At 68.3% G+C, this 19,858-nt stretch carries 14 protein-coding genes and 1 riboswitch; of the genes, 4 read left to right on the plus strand and 10 right to left on the minus strand.

Features of this window, described 5'->3' with window-relative positions; all coding sequences use genetic code 11:
* Nucleotides 1–13: 13 nt before the first annotated feature.
* On the plus strand, nt 14–2,542 hold the full coding sequence (locus ACN6LB_RS16420; RefSeq protein WP_445026482.1) for an ABC transporter permease: 2,529 nt from the start codon (nt 14–16) through the stop codon (nt 2,540–2,542).
* Between the two features lie 79 nt (nt 2,543–2,621).
* On the opposite strand, the gene ACN6LB_RS16425 is transcribed toward ACN6LB_RS16420, so the two are convergent.
* Nucleotides 2,622–3,914 carry a class I SAM-dependent methyltransferase gene (locus ACN6LB_RS16425; RefSeq protein ID WP_445026483.1) on the minus strand — a complete coding sequence of 431 codons (1,293 nt, stop codon included), beginning with the start codon at nt 3,912–3,914 and terminating at the stop codon, nt 2,622–2,624.
* A gap of 221 nt (nt 3,915–4,135) precedes the next feature.
* The gene (locus ACN6LB_RS16430; RefSeq protein ID WP_356143628.1) at nt 4,136–5,542 is read right to left on the minus strand and encodes an NAD(P)/FAD-dependent oxidoreductase; all 1,407 of its coding nucleotides are present in this window, start codon (nt 5,540–5,542) and stop codon (nt 4,136–4,138) included.
* Nucleotides 5,543–6,105: 563 nt separating this feature from the next.
* Here ACN6LB_RS16430 and ACN6LB_RS16435 point away from each other — a divergent pair.
* Nucleotides 6,106–6,795 carry a poly-gamma-glutamate hydrolase family protein gene (locus tag ACN6LB_RS16435; RefSeq protein ID WP_445026484.1) on the plus strand — a complete coding sequence of 230 codons (690 nt, stop codon included), beginning with the start codon at nt 6,106–6,108 and terminating at the stop codon, nt 6,793–6,795.
* Here ACN6LB_RS16435 and ACN6LB_RS16440 read toward each other — a convergent pair.
* The 7 genes from ACN6LB_RS16440 to ACN6LB_RS16470 form a co-directional block, all read right to left on the minus strand.
* Nucleotides 6,738–7,724: a Ppx/GppA phosphatase family protein gene (locus tag ACN6LB_RS16440; RefSeq protein ID WP_356143632.1), complete on the minus strand. Its 987-nt coding sequence runs from the start codon at nt 7,722–7,724 to the stop codon at nt 6,738–6,740. The genes ACN6LB_RS16435 and ACN6LB_RS16440 overlap by 58 nt on opposite strands.
* Nucleotides 7,721–8,251: a DUF501 domain-containing protein gene (locus ACN6LB_RS16445; RefSeq protein ID WP_356143633.1), complete on the minus strand. Its 531-nt coding sequence runs from the start codon at nt 8,249–8,251 to the stop codon at nt 7,721–7,723. The genes ACN6LB_RS16440 and ACN6LB_RS16445 overlap by 4 nt, the downstream gene beginning before the upstream one ends.
* Nucleotides 8,252–8,359: 108 nt before the next feature.
* Nucleotides 8,360–8,836 carry an FtsB family cell division protein gene (locus ACN6LB_RS16450; protein ID WP_356143635.1) on the minus strand — a complete coding sequence of 159 codons (477 nt, stop codon included), beginning with the start codon at nt 8,834–8,836 and terminating at the stop codon, nt 8,360–8,362.
* Nucleotides 8,837–8,940: 104 nt separating this feature from the next.
* A complete protein-coding gene (gene eno, locus ACN6LB_RS16455) occupies nt 8,941–10,221 on the minus strand; it encodes a phosphopyruvate hydratase (protein ID WP_445026486.1) in 1,281 nt (426 codons plus the stop codon).
* Nucleotides 10,222–10,530: 309 nt separating this feature from the next.
* The gene (locus ACN6LB_RS16460; protein WP_356143639.1) at nt 10,531–11,235 is read right to left on the minus strand and encodes a transglycosylase family protein; all 705 of its coding nucleotides are present in this window, start codon (nt 11,233–11,235) and stop codon (nt 10,531–10,533) included.
* Between the two features lie 3 nt (nt 11,236–11,238).
* Nucleotides 11,239–11,404: riboswitch (cyclic di-AMP (ydaO/yuaA leader) on the minus strand.
* Between the two features lie 229 nt (nt 11,405–11,633).
* Nucleotides 11,634–12,704: a transglycosylase family protein gene (locus ACN6LB_RS16465; RefSeq protein ID WP_445026487.1), complete on the minus strand. Its 1,071-nt coding sequence runs from the start codon at nt 12,702–12,704 to the stop codon at nt 11,634–11,636.
* 223 nt (nt 12,705–12,927) lie between these two features.
* Entirely contained in the window at nt 12,928–14,874 is a 1,947-nt protein-coding gene (locus ACN6LB_RS16470; RefSeq protein ID WP_445026488.1) for a recombinase family protein, read from the minus strand.
* A gap of 211 nt (nt 14,875–15,085) precedes the next feature.
* Between ACN6LB_RS16470 and ACN6LB_RS16475 the strand changes: the two genes are divergently transcribed.
* Nucleotides 15,086–16,327, plus strand: coding sequence for a cytochrome P450 family protein (locus ACN6LB_RS16475; protein ID WP_445026489.1), 1,242 nt, complete (start codon nt 15,086–15,088; stop codon nt 16,325–16,327).
* Between the two features lie 55 nt (nt 16,328–16,382).
* Here the strand turns inward: ACN6LB_RS16475 and ACN6LB_RS16480 are convergent, their stop codons facing one another.
* Nucleotides 16,383–18,440, minus strand: coding sequence for a tetratricopeptide repeat protein (locus tag ACN6LB_RS16480; protein ID WP_445026490.1), 2,058 nt, complete (start codon nt 18,438–18,440; stop codon nt 16,383–16,385).
* Nucleotides 18,441–18,607: 167 nt separating this feature from the next.
* Between ACN6LB_RS16480 and ACN6LB_RS16485 the strand changes: the two genes are divergently transcribed.
* Nucleotides 18,608–19,819, plus strand: a complete 1,212-nt coding sequence (locus ACN6LB_RS16485; RefSeq protein ID WP_445026491.1) for a globin domain-containing protein — start codon at nt 18,608–18,610, stop codon at nt 19,817–19,819.
* The last annotated feature ends 39 nt before the right edge of the window (nt 19,820–19,858 follow it).

Genomic DNA, 19,858 nt, shown 5'->3' on the forward strand with positions numbered 1-19,858 from the left:
GACTGAGAAACCCATGTTCCGTACCGCCTTGCGCAACGTCCTTGCGCACAAGGCCAGGTTGATGATGACCGTGCTCGCCGTGATGCTCGGCGTCGCGTTCGTGTCCGGCACCCTGGTCTTCACCAACACGATCTCCGACGCCTACCAGAAGAGCTCCGCCAAGGGCTTCGACCAGGTCGACGTCGCCGTCCGGCCGGAGAGCCAGGAGGACAAGGGCGACACGATCGGCAGGACGGGCAAGCTGACCGAGCCGCTGCTGGACAAGGCGGCGAAGGCTCCCGGTGCCGCCTCCGCCATCGGCGTCGTCTCCGGCTTCACCGCCGTCGCCGACAAGGACGGCAAGCTGATCGGCGGCGGCTTCCAGTCGCAGGGCGGCAACTACTGGGGGGACAAGGACCCGCGGTACCCGCTCAAGAGCGGCCGCGCGCCGCACGGCGCGAACGAGGTCGCCCTCGACGCGGAGACCGCGAGGCGCGCCGGGTACAAGGCCGGCGACACCGTCCGCATGTCCGTCGACGGCCCCGTCCTCGCCCCGACCGTCACCGGCACCTTCACCACCGACGACGGCAATGTCGCGGCCGGCGGCAGCCTCACCCTCTTCGACACGGCGACCGCGCAGAAACTGTTCGACCGGGTCGGCGAGTACGACGAGATCGATGTGAAGGCGGCGGCCGGCACCAGCCAGAGCGCGCTGCGCGGCGCGCTCGACAAGGTCCTCCCGAAGGACACCACGTACACGACCACCGGCCGGCAGCTCGCCGACGACCAGGCCGAGCAGATCGCCACGGCCACCAGCGGTATGCGCACCGGCCTGCTGGTCTTCGCGGGCATCGCACTCTTCGTCGGCACGTTCATCATCGCCAACACCTTCACCATGCTGGTCGCCCAGCGCACCAGGGAACTGGCGCTGCTGCGCGCGGTCGGCGCCTCCCGCCGTCAGGTCACCCGGTCCGTGCTCCTTGAGGCCTTCCTCGTCGGTGCGGTCGCGGCGGTCACCGGTCTGGTCGCCGGGATCGGCATCGGCGCCGCAATGCGCTCGCTGATGGGCTCGCTGGGCGCCACCGTGCCGGACGGCCCGCTGGTGATCTCGCCGGGGACCGTCGCCACTGCCCTTCTCGTCGGCATCGTCATCACCATGCTCGCCGCGTGGCTGCCGGGCCGCCGGGCGGCGAAGATCCCGCCGGTCGCCGCGATGAGCAGCGTGCACGCCAAGGCGACCACGAAGTCCCTCGTCGTACGGAACACGATCGGCGCCCTCTTCGCGGGAGCGGGCGTCGCCGTCGTCCTCTACGCGACCACGATGAACGGCTCGGACGGGCAGGCCCCGATGGGCCTCGGCGCGGTCCTGCTGATCATCGGCGTCTTCGTCCTCACCCCGCTGCTGTCCCGCCCGCTGATCGCGGCCGCGGCCCCGCTGCTGCGCGTCTTCGGGATCTCCGGGAAGCTCGCCCGGCAGAACTCCGTGCGCAACCCACGCCGTACCGCCGCGACCGCCTCGGCGCTGATGATCGGCCTGACCCTGATCACCGGTATGACGGTGATGGCGGGCAGTCTGCAGAAGTCGATCGACAAGATGGCCGGTTCGGCGATCAAGGCGGACTACATCGTGTCGATGGCGAACGGGAACTCGCTCTCGCCGGACGTCGAGAAGAAGCTCGCGAACGTCGACGGCGTCACCGACACGAGCCCGCTGCGCAACGCGCCCTCGCGCATCGACCGTACGACCGAGTACCTGACGGGCGTCAACGGCGACGCCATCGGCAAGCTCACCGACCTCACCGTGGACAGCGGCGCCTTCAAGGTCGGCGGCACACAGGTCGTCGTGGACGACGGGACGGCCAAGTCCCATGGCTGGAAGGCCGGTTCGCACTTCACGGTCGCCTACGAGGACGGCAGGAAGCAGCAGCTGACCGTGGCCGGGGTCTACGAGAGCAACGAGCTGATCCAGGGCATCATGCTGGACACCGCCACCCTCGCGCCGCACGAGAGCGACGCCGCCGACATGCAGGTCATGCTGAAGACGTCGGGCGGCACCTCCGACGCGGTCAAGGACAAGCTGGAGAAGGCCCTCGGCGACAACCCCGCGATCAAGGTCCAGGACAAGAAGGACCTCTCCAACGAGATCGCGAAGATGTTCACGCTGATGCTGAACATGCTCTACGGCCTGCTCGCCATGGCCGTCGTCGTCGCCGTCCTCGGCGTCATCAACACCCTGGCCATGTCGGTGTTCGAGCGCTCGCAGGAGATCGGGATGCTCCGCGCGATCGGCCTCGACCGCAAGGGCATCAAGCGGATGGTCCGCCTGGAGTCGCTGGTCATCTCGCTCTTCGGCGGTGTGCTCGGTATCGGCCTGGGCGTGTTCTTCGGCTGGGCGGCCGGTGAGCTGCTGGGCAGCAGGATGGCGACGTACGAACTGGTCCTGCCCTGGGCCAGGATGGGCGTCTTCCTGCTCCTGGCGGCGACGGTCGGCGTGCTGGCGGCGCTGTGGCCGGCGCGGCGGGCGGCCCGGTTGAACATGCTGACGGCGATCAAGTCGGAGTAGTCGCGGGCGAGTCGGGGCCCCGTTCCACCTGGAACGGGGCCCCTTCCCGTGTGCGCCGGCCGGTCGGCCGCTCGGCCCGTCAGTTCCAGGTGCGGGCCCGCAGCGGCATCCCGGAGGTGCCGGACGGCTCGGGTGCCCTGACCGCCAGGACCTGGTTGACGCCGAGGCGGTTGCGTTCGAAGGCGAGGGCGCTGGCCGCCATGTAGAGGCGCCAGACGCGGGCGCGGCCGGGGCTGGTGAGCCGTACGGCGCGCGGCCACTGCGCCTCCAGGTTGGCGACCCACTGGCGCAGCGTGAGGGCGTAGTGCTCGCGCAGGGCCTCGACGTCGCGCACCTCGAAGCCGGCGCGTTCGAGCTGGGTCACCGTGGTGCCGACGGGCGCGAGTTCACCGTCCGGGAAGACGTAGGCGTCGATGAACTCGTCGATGGCGTACGTCGATTCGTCGCGCTGCGGGCGCCGCGCGATCTGGTGGTTCAGCAGCCGTCCGCCGGGCTTGAGCAGTCGGCCCAGCACCTCGGCGTACTCCAGGTAGCGCTCGGCTCCGACGTGTTCGGCCATGCCGATGGAGGAGATCGCGTCGTAGGGGCCGTCGGTGACGTCCCGGTAGTCCTGCACGCGGATCTCGACCCGGTCGGTGAGTCCCTCGTCCGCCACCTGCTTGCGGGCGTACGCGGCCTGCTCCTGAGAGAGGGTGACCCCCACGACGCTCACACCGTGTTCGCGGGCGGCGTGCACGGCCAGGGAACCCCAGCCGCAGCCGACGTCGAGCAGCCGCTGACCGGGCGTCAGGGCGAGCTTGCGGCAGACGAGTTCGAGCTTGTCGCGCTGGGCGTCCTGCAGGGTGCTGTCCGGCGCGGACCAGTACGCGCAGGAGTACACCATGGAGGGTCCGAGGACGAGCTCGTAGAAGTCGTTGCCCACGTCGTAGTGGTGGCTGATGGCGCGCTGGTCGCTGCGCTTGGTGTGCAGGTGACGGCGTCTGCGCACCTCCTCCCGGGGCGGCGAGGGCGGCAGCGGCGGCCCCGCCATCAGCAGCAGTCCGCGGGCGGCGGAGCGCACCTGGGGGTCGCGCAGCGCCTCCACCAGGCCCCGGGCGTCCTCACCCCGCTCCCACACCAGCTCCGACACCAGGTCGAGTGCGGCGTACAGGTCGCCCTCCACTGCGAGGTCCCCGGCCACCCAGGCTCGTGCGAGTCCCAACTCGCCCGGCTTCCACAGCAGCCGGCGCAGGGCGCGCCGATTACGTACGACGAAGGTGGGGGCGCCGGGCGGGCCTGCTTCCGAGCCGTCCCATGCACGGATGCGCACCGGGAGCGGAACCCCCAGCAACTGTTCGAAATGGCTGTTCAGCCGCGATGCGGCGTCCTGCATGGCCTACCTCCGAGATGACGTTCCCGAACGCTCCGACACCACGTAAACACCCCCGTGCCCTTTGTGCAGTCCGCCTACCGCGTTACGAGTGAGCAAAATGGGTGTACTGGCCATGTTCTATCGGGTGCGGGCCGGGAACGCCGAAGGGGCCGCCCGCACCACGGATGGCGGGCGGCCCCTTCGGGGCGTTCGGTGACCTCAGGCGGTCAGACCGCAGGAGGTCAGGAGGCCTTGGCCTTCTCCTCGGCCTTCTTCTCCTCGGCCTTCGGCGCGGCGGCGGCGACCGGCGCGGGCGCCGGCTTCGCGGCCTCGTAGAACTCCTCGCGGGGAGTCTCCATGGCGCCGAGGGAGACGACCTCGCGCTTGAGGAACATCGCGAGCGTCCAGTCCGCGAAGACGCGGATCTTCCGGTTCCAGGTCGGCATCGCCATGCCGTGGTAGCCACGGTGCATGTACCAGGCGAGACGGCCCTTGAGCTTGATCTTCATCTTGCCCATGACGATCATCGCGACGCCCTTGTGGAGGCCGAGGCCCGCCACCGCACCCTTGTTGGCGTGCGCGTACTCCTTCTGCGGGAAGCCCCGCATGCCGGAGATCACGTTGTCGCCGAGGACCTTGGCCTGGCGCAGCGCGTGCTGGGCGTTCGGCGGGCACCAGGCGTTCTCCACGCCGGCCTTGCGGGCGGCCATGTCCGGAACCTGGGCGTTGTCGCCCGCGGCCCAGATGTAGTCGGTGCCCTGCACCTGGAGGGTGGTCCGGGTGTCCACGTGGCCGCGCGGGCCGAGCGGCAGGCCGAAGCGCGAGAGGACGGGGTTCGGCTTGACGCCGGCCGTCCACACGATGGTGTTGGAGTCGACCTCGAGGCCGTTCTTCAGCACCACGTGACCGTCGACGCAGGAGTCCATGGAGGTGGAGAGGTAGATCTCGACCCCGCGCGACTCCAGGTGCTCCTTGCCGTACGTGCCGAGCTTGGGACCGACCTCGGGGAGGATCTTGTCCGCGGCGTCGACGAGGACGAAGCGCATGTCCTCGCGGGACACGCTGGTGTAGTACTTGGCCGCGTCGCGGGCCATGTCCTCCACCTCGCCGATGGTCTCGGCGCCCGCGAAGCCACCGCCGACGAAGACGAAGGTCAACGCCTTGCGGCGGACTTCCTCGTCGGTCGTCGAGTCGGCCTTGTCGAGCTGCTCAAGGACGTGGTTGCGCAGGCCGATGGCCTCCTCGATGCCCTTCATGCCGATGCCCTGCTCGGCGAGGCCGGGGATCGGGAAGGTGCGGGAGACCGCGCCCATCGCGATGACGAGGTAGTCGAAAGGCAGCTCGTACGCCTCGCCCACGAGGGGGGCGATCGTGGCGACCTTGCGGTCCTGGTCGATGGTGGTGACCCGGCCGGTGAGGACTTCGGCCTTCGGCAGAACGCGTCGCAGCGGGACGACGACGTGCCGAGGCGAAATGCTGCCGGCGGCGGCTTCGGGGAGGAAGGGCTGGTAGGTCATGTACGACCGGGGGTCGACGACCGTGACGGTCGCCTCTCCGTAGCGCATCTTCTTGAGAATGCGCCGAGCTGCGTACAGGCCTACGTACCCACCGCCTACTACGAGGATCCTGGGACGCTCCGTGGTGCTCATGCCATCGAGTATCCACCCGCTCCTGGGGGGTCGCTCGTGCGCCCCTTCACAAGCATGGGTGGGGTCTCTGCTACACTGCGCGGCTCGCGTGACGCAGGTCATGCCGGCGCGGGGGAACCACCGCCCGGTTCGGACCGTTGTCAACACCGCGTGAGCAGCCACTGAAGACCTTCGGACCGGCCGAACCAGTCTCCCGTTCGCCCCTCCGGAATCGCTCGCGTATCACTCCGCCGAGCATGCTCCCGGACCCCCTGAGCACCCCGGAAGGGCCACCAGGGCCAAATCCGCCCCCCACAGGGCCCATTCTCTTGTGAAGAACTTCACGAAGTTTTCCGACGGGGCCTCACGGAGGGCGTTTCCAAGACCCCGCAGACGCGCTCATACGTTATCCGACCTGCTCAGCAGAGGCTACTGATCAGTAGCAAAGGAGACCGGGACCACTGCCCAGCCCGCTCCGCGAGACACACCTCGGCCGACACGGGCGAGGCGTGGAGAATCACCGGCGGCAGCGTAACCACCGACGGCGGCGTCGCATCGGTCCACAACGTGAAGGAGGTGTGTGCGTGGCCGACCTGTACGCCTCCTACACCGATCTCGCCGCCCGCGAGGTCGAGGGCGTCGACTACCTGCGTCGCCGCGTTCCGGTGACGGGTTCGGCGTGGGCCAGCATCGCCATCCACGGCGGCGGCATCGAACCGGGCTCCGGGGAGGTCGCCCGCGCGGTCGGCGCGGGGCTCATGACGCACTACGAATTCACCGCCATCAGGTCCACCGGCAACAGCGACCTGCACGTGACCTCGACCAACTTCGACGAACCCGTCTGCCAGGGCGTCATCGCGTCGTCGCTGGGCTGCCTGTCCTTCCACGGCTTCACCGGCACCACCGGCGTGCCCGAGACCGCCCTCGGCGGCCTCGACACCGCGACCGCCGACCGTGTCCGCACCGCCCTGCGACAGGCCGGCTTCCACGTCACCGACGCGGCCCGGAAGATCAACGGCAGCAGCCCGGCGAACATCGCCAACCGCACCACGATCGGCGCCGGCGTCCAACTGGAGCTGTCCACATCGCTGCGCGCGTCCTTCTTCCCCGACGGCGACCTGACGCGCGCGATGCGGGACACCGGAAGGCGCACGGCGACGTTCGACCGGTACGTCGCCGCCGTGCGCTCCGTGTTCGAGGACCGCGCCCTCGTCTCTCAGGACAGCCCTGGCTCGCGGGGACTGCCCGCTTCGATCTCTTCCGCCACCTTGTAGGCGATGCCGTCGAGGATGTCGTGCTCGCTCACCACGACCTCGCTCGCGCCGATCCGCTCCATGATCGACAGCAGTACCAGGGCGCCCGCCGCGATGACGTCCACACGGCCCGGGTGCATCGAGGGGATCGCGGCGCGCTCGGCGTGTGTGGAGGACAGCAGCCACTCGGTGATCGCGCGGACCCGGTCGTAGGGGATCCGGGAGTGGTGGATGGCGACGGGGTCGTACGCGGGGAGTTCCTGCGCGATCGAGGACACCGTCGTCACCGAACCCGCGAGGCCGACCAGCGTGTGCGCCTCGCGCAGCGGCACGGCCTGCTCGGCGAGGTCCAGCGCGGCCTCGATGTCGGCCCGGATCGCCCCGATCTGCGCGGGCGACGGCGGATCGCTCACCGTGCCGTCGTGCACGAGGTGCCGCTCGGTCATCCGTACGCACCCGATGTCCACGGAGCGCGCCCCGCGCACATGGTCGTCGCCCACGACGAACTCCGTCGAGCCGCCCCCGATGTCCACGACCAGGTACGGCTTCGCCAGGTCGTCGCGGCCCGTCAGCTCCTTGGTCGCGCCGGTGAAGGAGAACTCCGCCTCCTGGTCACCGCTGATCACCTCGGGCTCGACGCCCAGGATGTCCAGGACCCCGCGCACGAACTCGTCGCGGTTCTCGGCGTCCCGCGAGGCCGACGTCGCGACGAAACGCAGCCGCTCGGCTCCGTGCTCCTTGATGACCGCCGCGTACTCCCGGCAGGCCGCGAACGTCCGCTCCAGTGCCTCCGGCGCCAGCCTCCCCGTACGGTCCACACCCTGGCCGAGCCGGACGATGGTCATCCGCCGGTCCAGGTCGACGAGTTCGCCGCTGACCGGGTCCACGTCGGCGACGAGGAGCCGGATGGAGTTCGTACCGCAGTCGATGGCGGCGACACGGCTGCTCACTCGGTGTCCTCGCTCGCCGTCGTCACGCACGCGCCCTTGCGCCACCACTCCGGCAGCATCGCGATCGCCTCGTCCCCGAGCGGGTTGACGCCGGGGCCCGCCGCCAGCGAGTGCCCGACCAGCACGTGCAGGCACTTCACCCGGTCCGGCATGCCGCCCGCGCTGGGGAAGCCCTCCAGCACCTCGATGGAGTCGCGCCGCGCGATGTAGTCCTCGTGCGCGGCCCGGTACGCCGCCGCCAGCTCGGGATCCGTCGCCAGCCGCTCGGTCATCTCCTTCATGACCCCGTTGGCCTCCAGCGTCCCGATCGCGGAGGCGGCCCGCGGGCACGTCAGGTAGTACGTCGTCGGGAACGGCGTGCCGTCCGGCAGCCGGGGCGCCGTCTCGACGACGTCCGGCTGACCGCAGGGGCAGCGGTGCGCGATCGCGCGCAGCCCGCGCGGCGGACGGCCGAGCTGCTGCTTGAAGGCCTCGACGTCCGCGTCGGTGGGCTCGGTGCGCGGGGTGGTCGGCGGAGGCGTTTGCATACCTGTTCTTTCCTACTGGTCCTGCGTGCTGATCGGTCTTGCGTACTGAGTCGGTCCTACGTGCTCATCCGGTCCTACGTGCTCAACTCGTCCTGCCTGCTCAGCGGTTCACCGGTCGGCGGCGTCGGACTTGTCCACGCCGTCCCAGACGTTCGAGTACCAGGGGCGGTCGGCCGCCCCCTTCTCCGCGCGGGACTGCTTCGCCGCGTCCGGGTCGATCACGATGTAACCGGTCTCGCCCGGCATGACGTAGTGCAGCCGCTGCCGGATCTGCTGCTCCGCGTACGCGTCGTCCTGCCAGCGCGCCTTGAGGTCGCGCAGCTGCTCGACCCGCTGCCGGGCCTGCTGCTGCTCCCGCTGCTGGTCGGCGATCTCGGCGCGCTGGGAGACGTACTGCCTTATCGGGTACGCGAGCGCGACGATGAGCGTGCACAGGACGAGGGCGAGGAGCGCGGCCCGGCCCGTCAGCCGGGAGCGGCGGGCCTGGCGCTTGGTCTGGGAGCGGTAGACACGGGCCGCCGTCTGCTCGCCGAGCACCCGCAGCCTGGTCGCGGTGGAGAACCGGTCCCGGTCCTTCACGGCCATCGTCCCGCCTCCCGTTCGTCCCGTTTCACACGCGCGTACGTCCCCGCACACGGTACGGGACCGAGTACGGGGACGTACGTACGACGCTTCCTACGAGGCTACGGTCAGCCCTTGAAGCGGGGGAAGGCGCTGCGGCCGGCGTACACCGCGGCGTCGTCGAGGATCTCCTCGATGCGCAGCAGCTGGTTGTACTTGGCGACGCGGTCCGAGCGGGCCGGGGCACCGGTCTTGATCTGGCCGCAGTTCACCGCGACGGCGAGGTCGGCGATGGTGACGTCCTCGGTCTCGCCGGAGCGGTGGGACATCATGCACTTGAAGCCGTTGCGCTGGGCCATCTCGACGGCGTCCAGGGTCTCGGTCAGCGAACCGATCTGGTTGACCTTGACGAGAAGGGCGTTGGCGGAGCCCTCCTCGATGCCGCGGGCGAGGCGCTCCGGGTTGGTGACGAAGAGGTCGTCGCCGACGATCTGGACCTTGTCACCGATCTTCGCGGTGATGGTGTTCCAGCCGGCCCAGTCGTCCTCGTACAGCGGGTCCTCGATGGAGACCAGCGGGTACGCGGAGACGAGCTCCTCGTAGTACTCGGTCATCTCGGCGGCCGAGCGGGACTTGCCCTCGAACTCGTACTTGCCGTCCTTGTAGAACTCGGACGCGGCGACGTCGAGCGCGAGCGCGATCTGCTCGCCCGGGATGTAACCGGCCTGCTTGATGGCCTCGACGATGAGGTCGAGCGCGGCGCGGTTGGACTCCAGGTTCGGGGCGAAGCCGCCCTCGTCGCCCAGGCCGGTCGACAGACCCTTGGTCTTCAGGACCTTCTTGAGGGTGTGGTAGACCTCGGCGCCCCAGCGCAGGGCCTCGGAGAAGGACTCCGCGCCGATCGGGGCGATCATGAACTCCTGGATGTCCACGTTCGAGTCGGCGTGCGACCCGCCGTTCAGGATGTTCATCATCGGAACGGGCAGCAGGTGCGCGTTCGGGCCGCCCAGGTAGCGGAAGAGGGGGAGGTCGCTGGCCTCGGAGGCGGCGTGGGCGACGGCGAGGGAGACGCCGAGGATGGCGTTGGCGCCGAGCGAGCCCTTGTTGTCGGTGGCGTCCAGGTCGAACATCGCCTGGTCGATCAGGCGCTGCTCGGTGGCGTCGTAGCCGACGAGCTCCGGGCCGATCTGCTCGATGACCGCGAGGACGGCCTTCTCGACACCCTTGCCCTGGTAGCGGTTCGGGTCACCGTCGCGGAGCTCGATGGCCTCGAAGGCGCCCGTGGAGGCGCCGGACGGGACGGCCGCACGGCCGGTGCTGCCGTCGTCGAGGCCGACCTCGACCTCGACGGTGGGGTTGCCTCGCGAGTCGAGGATTTCCCGGGCTACGACGACGTCGATGGACGGCACGAGCATCTCCTTCTGGGATGTGACGCGGGTACACAGGACTTCGGCAGTCCCGCGAGATGAGCCTAACCGGCCCAGGGCGATCGGCCAGCCGGTCGACCACTCCTTGAGCAGAACTCAGGGTAAACATTGTTCCAGAACGGAACAAAAAAGGAATGAAGAGGGCGAGGAGAGCCGCGAAGCGGGCCAAGAAAAAACCCCGCTCCGGTGCGTACGGGGGAACACGCACCGGAGCGGGGAGCCCGTGGGGACGGGGGGGTGCCCCTCACGTGGCCTCCACTATGAAGGCCACGTATGGGAGGAGGCTGTGGTTCAGCTGAGGTGAAGCTGCTGACCGGGGTAGATGAAGTCGGCGTCGTCGATGATGTCCTGGTTCAGCTTGAACAGCTTCTGCCAGCCACCCTTGACGTGCTTCTTCTCGGCGATCGAGCTGAGGCTGTCGCCCTTCTTCACCTTGTACTCGCCGTCACCCTTCTTGACCTTCTTGCCGGTCGGGGTCTGGACGGTCTTCTTGGCGGCGGGGCGCTCCTGCGAGCGGGAGGCGTGCTGCTCGCTCGTCGTGGTGCTCTGCTGCTGCGGCTGGGTGGTGCTCTGCGAGCTGGAGCCGGAGCCCGTGTCCGACGAGGTGGAACCGCCGCCGGTCGACGCACCCGACAGGCCCACGCCACAGCTCGGCCAGGCGCCCTTGCCCTGCGAGGCGAGAACCTTCTCGGCGACCGCTATCTGCTCGGACTTGGAGGCCTGGTCGGCGGAGGAGGCGTACGCGGTGCCGCCGTACGCGGCCCACGTGGACGAGGAGAACTGGAGGCCGCCGTAGTAACCGTTGCCGGTGTTGATCGACCAGTTGCCGCCGGACTCGCACGAGGCGACGGCGTCCCACTCGGAGGCGGTGGCGGCGGAGGCGGTGCCGGAGGCCATCAGCGGAGCGGCGATGGCGACGCCGGTGACACCGGCGAGCGTGGCGACACGGGTGGCCTTGGACGGGCGGCGGTGCTTGCCCTTGCTGGAAAACAGCATGAGAGATCCCCTCACCGACGCCTGCGAGGTGAGCTGTCGGGTTCGGGCCGGTTGAGTTGCCCGGCCGCGCACCAGTGGTGCGCGGCTTCACCCCAAGCCGGTCCGGCAACGATCACCGGGTCCGGCACTTACCTGGGTCCCCCGCTCCTGCCTACGGCGCTTGACGCGACGACTGTTCCCGTACGGCCGTTGGCAGGATTCGGCGTTGCGACCGTCGGTGCCCGCTGTGGCGAGCGGTCACGACCGTAGACATGCGATCGCCGGAATTTCAAAGACGATCAGGGCTACTGAGACTCATGTCTCACTCTCACCAAACCGGACATTCCATCTCGAATCATGACCTGAACTACCGCTGGATTTAGCCCGATTCGCCAGATGACGGCCAGTTGGTCGGCTACCTACCGGGCGGCTTCGGCACTGTCCAGCTCAAGCTTCTGACCGGGGAGGATGAGGTCCGGGTCGGTGCCGAGCGCCTGCTCGTTCGCGGAGTACAAACCGGACCATCCGCCCTTCAGGTCAAGGGAGTCGGCGATGGACCAGAGACTGTCCCCGGTGCGGACGACGTACGAGCCGTCCGTCGCGCCGCGTGCGGCGCCGGAGCCGCGTGAGGCGTGACGGCCGGAGGTGTCGTCACCGCGGCTGCCGGAGGCGCGGTCGGCCGCACCCTCGCCGGTGCTCCCCTCGGCCTCTTCGCCGGCACTGTCGCCGCGGTGGCGCCCGGAGCCGGATTCGGATGTCGCGGTCCCGGAGGAGCCGTCCGAAGAGTCGGCGTTCTGGCCGGACTTGTCCGACTCGTCGCTCTTTGTCGACCCTGTGGTCGCGCTGTCGGAATCCTGAGCGTCGCTGGAGTCACCGGAGTCACCGGAGTCGCCGTCGGACGTGTCGGCCTTGGTCGAGTTCCGGGTCTCGCCCGAGGGCGCGTCGGACGACGTGTCGGACGAGGAGTCGGAGAGGCCCGAGGAGTCGGTGCCGGAATCGGATGAACCAGACGAATCCGAAGTATCCGAGGAATCAGACGAACCCGATGAACTCGACGAGCCGGAGGAGCCGGCCGAGTCGCCCGCCACGCCCGTGTCGACGTCGATCGAGCCCGAGTTCTTGCTGAGCCCGGAGAGCGGGCCACAGGTGGGCCAGGCGACGAGCCCCTGGTCGTCGAGGACCTTCTCGGCCACGGCTATCTGCTGCGAACGGCTGGCCTGGTCGGCGGTCGGCGCGTAGGTGAGGCCGCCGTACTTCTGCCAGTTCTCCTGGGTCAGCTGGAGTCCGCCGTAGTACCCGTTGCCGTCGTTGGCGCTCCAGGACCCGCCGCTCTCGCATTCTGCGACCCGATCCCATGTGGTCCCGTCGGCCGCGTGCGCACCGGTGGCACCGAGCAACGGGATGGCGATCGCCGATCCGGTCACTCCTGCCGCGACGATGAGAGCCGGAGCCTGACGGGGTCGACGGTGACGGCCGTTCCCGGAGAGCATGCGGAAGCCTTTCGCGTGACAGCAGATAACTACCGCGGCTGGTGGGCCGCGTTGACGAGTGAACGTATCCGCACTCGAACGCTTGTCACAAGTCGATGCAGCGTAGATCACGTGAAGATCACAGAGTTGAGGGAGTGTCAGGTTTACCTGCCTTCTGGCATGCACCGACGCGAGTTTCGAAGGTATCCCCTCGCACCCTCAGATTGGTCCGCCTGCAGGCCTTTCACGAGTCAAGGCCCGCCCGTCCCCTGATCTCGAGAGGCGGCACCTGCGGCTCACGCTTCACGGGCGCGCCACCTCCGGCAGAGTTCAGATGCTCCACCAAGACATGCCAAAACCCCTTTTTGAACCAAGTGTTCTGCCTGTCCTTGACAAGCGCCCACGGGCCATACCTCTCGGGAAGTCCGCTCCAAAGGCACCCGTTGCGCAGCCGGAACAAGACGCCGTTCACCTGCGTCCGGACCTCCACCGCGCCACGCGCGAACTGCTGGCGCGGGAAGAAGGACGTCATCAACTCCTCAACAGCGGGCCACTTCGGCTCAGGCACCTCAGCGGGAACCAGCATCCCCGTTCTCTCGTGCCACTCCGTCACCTTGCACTTGACCCCGGACCGCTTCCGTAACGTCTCAAGAGGCTTCACTGTGATGTCCAGGAGGTCGATCACTTTTCGTGCCTCTGAGAGTGTCAAGTCCCTTCGCTTCTCTCTCGCGATCTCGATAAGACCCATGAGGTTCCTGGTCTGCTCCTCGACTTCCTCATGCCCCGCAAGCACCTCTCGCCCCGCGGCCAGCAGGTCCCTGGCGCTCCGCACGTCCTCGTTGAGCTGTTTCACAGCTGCGTCCTTCACGACCTGATCGAGGCCAGGAATGCGAGCCAGGTCGACCACAGCACGCGTCGCGACCTTCTCCTTCTCCACGAGCGACTTCTCGAACTCGGCTACACGCTTGCGCTGCTTACCGATGTCGCCAGGAAAGGGTGTCAACCGGCCTTCGATCGCCGACCCAACCCGTCCAGGTTCGGCCAGGAGAGTCCTGGCCTCGCGCCAGACTGCCGACTCGACATCAGTGGCGGTCAAGTATGGGTCAGCGCACTGCGTGTACTTCCCTTTGCCGTTGTTGCCGCCACCACACCGGTAGTACCGGGTGCGGTTGGAGTTGCGGTAGGCCCCGACGTAGCTCTCTCCGCAGTTACCGACGATCCGGCCAGTCAGTAGGTACTCACCGGAAGCTGCATGCGAGGAGTGGCCGTTCTTGGCCATGGCCTTCTCAAGGGCCTCCGCCCTTTCAGCCGTGATGATGCGAGGAATCGAGATGACCACGCTGTCCCCGTGCAGGGGGATTCCATACTCGTCCAGTTTGGTGCGGTTCGCCCCGCTGCCCGCAGGCTTGCGGAAGACCACCTCGCCCTGGAGAAGAGAGGGGCTTCTGAGGCGCCGATGAAGGTTGGAAGCCGTCCACGGCCGACCGCTGCGCGTGAAGCAACCGGCGGAGTTCAACTCCTCGGCCACCTCGGAGACATTCCTGTTCCCGTCCACGATGAGGCTCACCGCGCTCAAGACGACCTTCGCTTCAGCCTCGTTGACGACGACCGTGGACCCACGTTTACCAATCCCCTCGATGGCGTACCCCCATGGCGGCGGGCCACCGACCCAGCCGCCTTCCAGGGCTTTCCGCTGACGACCGCCCTGTGTGCGCTCACAGATGAGGTTCCCCTCGGTCTCGGCGACGAGCGCGTGGGCCTGCAGCTGCTGCAGGCCGATCGTCGTGGCAATGTCGATGTCCTGCATGACCGACACAAAACTGACGCCGAGATCTTCCATGGCCCAGATCCAGGCCCAGAATGCTCGGCCAGTACGTCCGATGCGGTCGAAGTTGTGGACCACGATCACGTCGATGAGGCCTTGCCTGGCAGCTTGTTCGAGCCGCAGCATTCCGGGGCGGTGGATGACTGCCCCCGACACACCTTCATCCCTGAAGATCATCTCAGGTGAGAGGGTCCACCCAGGCCAGCTGCTGATGTAGGTACGCCCCGCGCGCTCCTGGACGTCCAGCCCGTACCCCCGCGCCTGTTCTTCCGTCGAGACCCGCAGCATCAAGGCCGCCCGAACAGTGCGCGCCGGCCCCCGTGCACGGCTGGCCCTGGACACAGGCATAGCTATAGCGTTGTACACGTCAGCCCCTTCACGGCTGGCGCGGCCCCGGAGCTCTAGCCAGCTCTGGGGCCACTTGTGTTTGTTATCGGGAATCTAACGCCTTCCAGAACAGGGCATCCGGGGAACGTACATAATTCCTATTGATCACCCATATCCCGATACGGCAGGCTCAGCCGTACGCACCTCGGCGGCCGCACGTGCCCAGACCGGCTCCGGCTACGGTCATCTCGTGAACGTCCCGAACACCGCGCCCGAACTCTTCACCTGGGAGTTCGCCACCGATCCCTACCCGGCCTACGCGTGGCTGCGCGAGCATGCCCCCGTACACCGGACGAAACTGCCCAGCGGAGTCGAGGCATGGCTGGTCACCCGCTATGTCGACGCGCGCCAGGCCCTGGCGGACGGACGGCTGTCGAAGAACCCCGATCACCACGCCGAAGACGCGCACGGCAAGAGCAAGACAGGCATCCCTGGCGAGCGCAGCGCAAATCTGATGACGCATCTGCTCAACATCGACCCGCCGGACCACACCCGGCTGCGCCGATTGGTGTCGAAAGCGTTCACCCCGGGCCGCGTGGCCGAATTCGCGCCCCGCGTTCAGGAGTTGACGGACGGCCTCATCAACGAGTTCGCAAGGACGGGCAAGGCGGACCTCATCGATGATTTCGCCTTCCCTCTCCCCATCTACGCCATCTGTGATCTGCTGGGCGTTCCACGCGAGGACCAGGACGACCTGCGCGACTGGGCGGGCATGATGATCCGACACGGCGGTGGCCCGCGAGGCGGCGTCGCTCGCTCCGTGAAGAAGATCCGCGCCTACCTCACCGAACTGATCCATCGCAAGCGCGACGATCTCAGCGACGACCTGATCTCAGGTCTCATCCGCGCCTTCGACCACGGCGAGCACCTCACCGAGAACGAAGCCGCCGCGATGTGCTTCGTGCTTTTGTTCGCCGGATTTGAGACCACCATCAACCTCATCGGTAACGGCGTGCACGCGCTGTTGCGCCACCCGGGCCAGCGGGCCCTGCTCCAGGAATCGATCGAGCGCGGCGAACGGGGACCGCTCGACACCGCCGTCGAAGAGCTGCTGCGCTACGACGGCCCCGTGGAACTAGCCACCTGGCGTTTCGCCACCGAGCCCCTCGCCATCGGCGGGCAGCCCATCGCTACCGGCGACCCTGTGCTGGTCGTACTGGCCGCCGCGAACCGAGACCCTGCCCGCTTCTCCGGGCCTGACACCCTCGACCTCTCCCGCCGCGACAATAAGCACCTCGGCTACGGCCACGGCATCCACTACTGCCTCGGCGCACCCCTGGCCCGCCTGGAAGGCCGCACCGCCCTGGAGACACTGCTACGCCGCCTGCCCGACATCCGCCTCGCCGCCGACCCCGCCGACCTTCGCTGGCGGGGCGGGCTCATCATGCGGGGCCTACGAAAGCTTCCGGTGGAGTTCACCGCATCCGGATGAGTAAGTGAAGAGTTCGATGCCGGGTCCCCGGTAGCCGGTGGGGTGGGTTGTTCAGTCACTCCTCGGCAGTATCCGACCCGCTCTGGCGGAGAGATGGGCGCCGCAGCCGGGCAAGGGCGTCCTGGGCCGCCGCCGCCACCTGATGCCAGTTCTCTGCCTCGATCCGATCACTCGCGTATGGGGACATAAGCAGGTCGCCCAATTCGTACGCCGCTTCAGCGACGCCAGCCTTGGCCGCCACACTCAGCCAGTGCTCCGACCGCTCCCGCAGCAGACGGCCAAGACGCCCAGCCGCGACGGGGTCGCCGGCCTCGGCTGCGGCTTCCAGGAGCGGGATCGCCGCCGAGTCATCGCCCCGGGCCGCAAGGCGAAAGCCTGCGACGGCCATTGCCATGGGGTTCCCCGCCTCTGCCGCCCTCCGGTACCAGTCCAATGATGCCTCGTCGTCGCTCGTCCCGTCGTTGAGAACGCCAAGCATGAACATCGCCCCTGCATCGCCTTCGCTTGCTCTTTGGGCAAGTGCGGACGCGATGACGATCGTTACAGCGTCACGGTCACGCGCTTCGTAGTCCTGCACGACGCCGAATAACCAGTGGACGACTCCGTCAGGCACCGGCGGCATCTCGGCGGATCGCAACGCAGCCGCTACCAGTGCCCCGCAGGCGCGCCAGGTGCCCGCCTTATCCCCCGGTACGAGCAAACCGATCGCCCGGTGCGACTTCGCCGTGGCCCACTCCAGAGCATCGTCGAAAGGCTCCCAGTCTCTCTCCGGGATCTCGGAGGCGTATTCCTCGTGGACATCCCGCAGCAACTCCAGTGGGACCGGCCCGTCAAGCCCGCACCGGCCAAGATCGATCGCGGCCCGTACCAGCAGGTGGCCGCGCGGGTGAGCAGTGGCGCGGCGGGCCCGCTGCCATTCGTCCCAAAGCTCAGGTTCGGCAGCGAGGTACTCGGCGATGCCGAGATTGTCGTGCCACTTCAGGGCGTCGGTCAGCCGTGGATCTTTGAACATTGCCAGTCTCGCCAGCTCTGCCTCGCTCCAACGGCGTGGGAGCTCGACCCTCTCCGCCCGGCGTAACACACGCGACGCAGGCCCCTTTCCGAACCGATGAGCGTCGTACGCCTCGTCGTTCATCGTTGCCACGACTGGCACGCACAACTTGGTCAGCCGGGACAAGAGAGCCGCGTCCAGACCGTTCTCGCCGAGGTGGCCCTCCAGTTCGTCCAACCACAGGACATACGAACCCTCTCGACCGTGCAAGAGTGCGGGCAACCCACGCAGATCCGCGCCGGGCGCTGGCGCGTAGATCCGGGAGGCCAGATCCAGAGCGCCGTATATGGCAGCTACAGCGGTGTCGCTCTTGCCCGACAACGGCTCACCGGTGACCACGAGCAGTCCGCCTCGCTCGACCAAGACTTCCAGCCGCTCGTCCACATCCCGCCGGATATAGGGCGGCCGTTCTGACTCGCCATCGAACCGTCGTGTCGGCCGCACCCCGAGTGCGAGAGGATCGAGGTCCTCCACGCTCGGCCAGCCCTCCGGGGCGGAGGTTCCGCTCTCCCGCGCCGGACGGTCAGAGGGGTAGTGGTTGTGCTGTACGCCTACGAACTGGCCGTTGAAGGTGCCCTGGCGGAAGTCCAGGTGGTCCTGGGCTGCGAGGGGAGGGCCGACCACCCCACGAGGGACGATCGGCCCAGTCTGATCGAGGGTGTCGGCAGAGACGGATTCGAGGGTGCCGGTCGGGACTGGGTCGGTAGCGGTGTCGGTGAGGGCGGAGAGAACCGGATCGGTGGCGAGAGGGTGATCGGCCGGATTCGCAGACGGGTTGAACTCGGCGATGATAGACCGGAGTTCGAGCTGCGCTGAGGAACTCCGGGTGGCCGCGAGCCCCACGTGAAGCCGATTACGCCACCGCCGCTCGGACATGCTTCCCTCGGCGTGACGTTCCATCCTTTCGCCGAGAAAGGCGAGCTCTTGAGCGTGGCCTGACCGCCCAAAATGCTGAAACCACGCCCGGTAGCGGTCCCTGACCTGCGTCCAGCCCTCGGAGCTCAATCCCTCCATAAGCACCGCGGCCCCTTCGGTCGCCAGATCCTGCAACTCCCCTTCCACGCACGCCCCCACGCCGCTCGGCCGACCCTGGAGACAACGGTACTGGCCTTCGGATGCCCATCCGCGAACTCTCGCATTTAGACCAGTAACGTCCCTTTTAGTGTCGACTATCCCTGAATAGTCAGATCCTTGACTTCTTGGATCCTCCGCTCCCTACATTCGCGCCTGTGGACCCCGAGATACTCAGATCCAGCTTCGCGGTCGTCGAGAGACGGGCCGAGTTCGCGGTCAAGTACTTCTACTCTCACCTGTTCCGGCACAACCCGGACGTGCGCGGGCTGTTCCCACTGGACTTCCCCGAGGACATGGAGCGGCAGCGGGACCGCTTGTTCGCGGCTCTCACGCATGTGGTGGAGCGGCTGGAGGATCCGGAACTTCCGGGCTACTTACGGGACTTGGGGCGCGACCACCGCAAGTACCTCGTGGAACCCGACCACTACGCGGCCGTGGGGGCCAGTCTCATCGCCGCGTTCGCCACCGTCTCGGGGTCGGCGTGGAACGCGGAGGCGGAGAAGAGCTGGGGCGAGGCGTACGGGGCGATCACGAACATCATGCTTCAGGGAGCGTGGGAGGCGGAGCACGACGGCGAACCGCCCTGGTGGGACGCCGAGGTCGTGTCACGCGCCCGGCACGGCGACGACCTCGTCGTACTGACCCTGCGGCCCCAAAGGCGGCTCAGCTACTCCCCCGGCCAGTACGTCAGCGTCAACACCCCCCATCTGCCGGGCATCTGGCGTCCGTACTCCCTGGCCAACGCCCCCCGCCCCGACCACACCGTCGACCTGCACATCAGCCGCGTCGAGAACGGTGTCCTCTCCACCGCCCTGGTCCGGCGCACCCGGGAGGGCGACGTCCTGCGGCTCGGCGCGCCCGGCGGAGCGCTGACCCTGCGCACGCCCGTGGACCGGCCCCTCACGCTCATCGCCGCGGGCACGGGCTGGGCACCCGTCAAGGCGCTCCTGGAGCAGCTCGACGCCACGCACGAGGCCCGGCTCTTCCTCGTCGCCCGCGACACCTCGTACCTCTACGACCGCTCCGCCGTCGAACGCTTACAGGCCCGGCTCCCCCGGCTGGCCGTCACCTTCATCACCCCCGCGCCCGGCCGTCCCAAGGCCCAGGCGACGGAGCGGCTGTTGACCGCGCTGGGCAACCGGGCCGGCTGGGCACGGCACGACGTCTATCTGGCGGGTCCGCCCGACCTCGTGGAGGAGATCGGCGAGGCGCTGCCCGTGCTGGGCACACCGGCCGAGCGGATCTTCCATGACGTCCTGCCGCCCACCGGGCAGGGCGGCACGCGGCCGCTGGGCTCGGCCGAGTGGCTGCTCAACCGGCCTCAGCCGACCTGGCACAACCCGTCGGGCCGCGCCCCGAAGGCGTAGCTCCTCCCCCGAATCCCGGGCCCCCGACCGGAGGGGTCG

It is taken from the genome of Streptomyces sp. SAS_270 (assembly GCF_052543295.1).